The sequence below is a fragment of the Streptomyces sp. 13-12-16 genome (assembly GCF_002114215.1).
Taxonomy (GTDB): domain Bacteria; phylum Actinomycetota; class Actinomycetes; order Streptomycetales; family Streptomycetaceae; genus Streptomyces.
The window spans coordinates 1-2,562 of sequence record NZ_NCTE01000668.1 but is presented as its reverse complement, the minus strand read 5'-3'; the positions used below and the strand labels follow the sequence as shown (position 1 = coordinate 2,562).

3 protein-coding genes are annotated in these 2,562 nt (G+C 72.3%); all 3 read left to right on the top strand.

Features of this window, described 5'->3' with window-relative positions:
* The first annotated feature begins 397 nt into the window (after nucleotides 1–397).
* A complete protein-coding gene (locus B7767_RS25590; RefSeq protein ID WP_085574257.1) occupies nucleotides 398–805 on the top strand; it encodes a RidA family protein in 408 nt (135 codons plus the stop codon).
* Between the two features lie 158 nt (nucleotides 806–963).
* Nucleotides 964–1,944, top strand: coding sequence for a hypothetical protein (locus B7767_RS25585; protein ID WP_085574258.1), 981 nt, complete (start codon nucleotides 964–966; stop codon nucleotides 1,942–1,944).
* 55 nt (nucleotides 1,945–1,999) lie between these two features.
* Nucleotides 2,000–2,562, top strand: a 563-nt coding sequence (locus B7767_RS25580) for an ATP-binding protein (protein WP_179167284.1), incomplete at its 3' end; no start/stop codon positions are given.

The window sequence follows — 2,562 nt, the reverse complement described above, 5'->3', positions numbered from 1 at the left end:
CGTGCGCCGTCGCCGCCCTCGTCGTGCTGCCGCCGCAGTCGTCGGCCCCCGGCGATCCGGTGTCCCCGTCGGTCCCCCTCGCCCCGCCGCCCGTGAGCAGCCCTTCCGTCACACCCACTCCGTCTCCGTCGGTGTCACCGGAACCGGCCGAAGCCCGCCCCACCCCCCAGGCCCCGGCCGACGGTCCCGGAACCCCGGTGACCGAGGCCTCCTCCGTTCCCGGCCCGAGGTGAGCCCGGAGCCCCACCGTGGCCTTCGCCTCCCTCGAACTGCTCGGTCACCATGAGGTTCCTCAGTCACCGAAAAGTGCGTTCTTCCATGTCAGCGGCCACTTTCTTATGGTTTCCCAGTAACCAAAAGAGACCAGTGTGGTCTCGCGTGACAAGGAGGCGGCAGCATGGCCATCACTCTGGTGAACCCCGACGGATTGCCGGAGATCGACGTCTACCGGCAGGTCTCCATCGCCTCGGGGTCGAAGCTGGTCTTCGTCGCCGGGCAGGTCGCCTGGGACGCGGAGGGGGCCACGGTGGGGGCGGGCGACCTCGCCGCGCAGGTCGAGCGGTGCTACCTCAACATCGGCACCGCCCTGGCCGGGGCCGGCGGCTCCTTCGACGACGTGGCGAAACTGACGGTCCACGTCGTCGACTGGACCCCCGACAAGATGCCCCTGCTCCTGGAGGGGATCTCCCGCGCCGCCGCGAAGCTGGGAGTCACCCCGGTCCCGCCGGCCACGCTCCTGGGTGTGGCGGCGCTCGACGTCCCCGAGCACCTCGTCGAGATCGAGGCCGTCGCGGTCCTCGACTGACGGGCTTCACGTACCGCTCCGGCCGGCGCCGGCGCGCGCGCCGGCGCCGGCCGGAGCGCCCGGGGCCGTGAAAAGCCGGTGAAAACCCTGTGGAACCAGTGTCGGTGGGGTCGCTTATGCTGCACCGGATGATCACGCGGGGCCAGGGGAGGGCGCGGATGTTCGGCAAGCTGTTCGGCAGGGACGAGGCGAGATCGGCGGCGGATCCGCACGCCCTCTCGGCCCCGCGCAGGAAGAACGGGGTCCACGCCCTGCGCGCCCTCGGGGACGCGCGGGTGCTGGCGGTCGTCGAGGCTGCGGACGCGGGTGACTGGGAGGCGGTCAAGACGGCCCTGGCCCCCTTCGACCTGGGCCGCGACCATCACGTCCTCGGTCAACTGGCGGACCTGGACGGGGTGCAGGACTGGATCGGCCGCGCCGTCGAGGAGGACGAGGAGCACCGCGCCCTGGCCCTGCTGATATCCGGGGCGCGGCACATCAGCTGGGGCTGGGAGGCCCGGACCAGCGCGCGTGCCGTGGACGTCACGCGGGAGCAGTGGCGGATCTTCCACGAGCGGCTCCACATCGCCGAGGAGCAGCTGTTCGAGGCCGCCGAACTGTGCCCCGGGTGGATCACCCCGTGGCGCCGCCTGCTGACCTCCGCCCGCGGCACGTCCCTGGGCCGCGTCGTCGGCGAGACCCGGCTGGACGCCGCCCTGCGCCGCGACCCGCTGGACCTGGAGAGCCACCTCGAATGGCTGTCGCAGCTCCAGCCACGCTGGGGCGGTGAGCCGGGTGAGGCCCTGGAGTTCGCCCGCGCGGCGTTCGACAAGGCGCCCGACGGCCACCGGCTCGGCTGTGTCGTCGCGATGGCGTACATCGAGGAGTGGGTGGAGTCCGACGACAGCGCCTGCCTCCAGCATCCCAGGATCCGGACCGCGTTGAGGCAGGCGGCGGAGCGCAGCATCCTGCACCACGCCTACGAGCGCCGGCTGGGCTGGCAGGGCGACTACAACATGTTCGCCATGGCCCTGTCCCTGTCCGGAAGCAGCACGGCCTCGAACGTCTTCCGCGAGCTGGAGGGCGCGTACACGGAGTGGCCGTGGACGTTCATGTCCGAGCCGCAGAAGGCGTACGCGCGCTTCCGCAAGGCCTTCTGAGCCCCGGCCCGCCCTCTTCCGCCGCCGCCCCGTGCCCTCACACCCCGGACCGCCCATGACCCTGCCCGAGAACACCGCCGACCGCACCTTCCAGGTCGACCTGCGCGGCCTCGTCGACCTCCTCTCCCACCACCTCTACTCCAGCCCCCGCGTCTATCTGCGCGAACTGATGCAGAACGCGGTGGACGCGCTCACCGCCCGGCACACCCTCGAACCGGACGCCCCCGCGGGCACCTTCGGCATCCGCCTGTACGCCGACGGCTCGGTGGTGCGCGTCGAGGACGACGGCGTCGGTCTCACCGAGGCCGATGTGCACACCTTCCTCGCCACCATCGGCCGCAGCAGCAAGCGCGCCATGGGGGTCTCCCCGGCCGAGCCCATTCGAGGCTGGGGGAAGCTCTCCGAGCAGCGCGCCGACTTCATCGGCCAGTTCGGCATCGGACTGCTGTCCTGCTTCCTGGTCGCCGACGAGATCCACGTCCTGAGCCGGTCCGCCCGCACACCCGACGCGCCCGCCGTGGAGTGGCGGGGCCGCGGCGACGGCAGCTACACCGTGCGTACGCTGCCCGCCTCCGCCCGGCCCCGGCCCGGCACCACGGTCACCCTGACCCCGCGCGG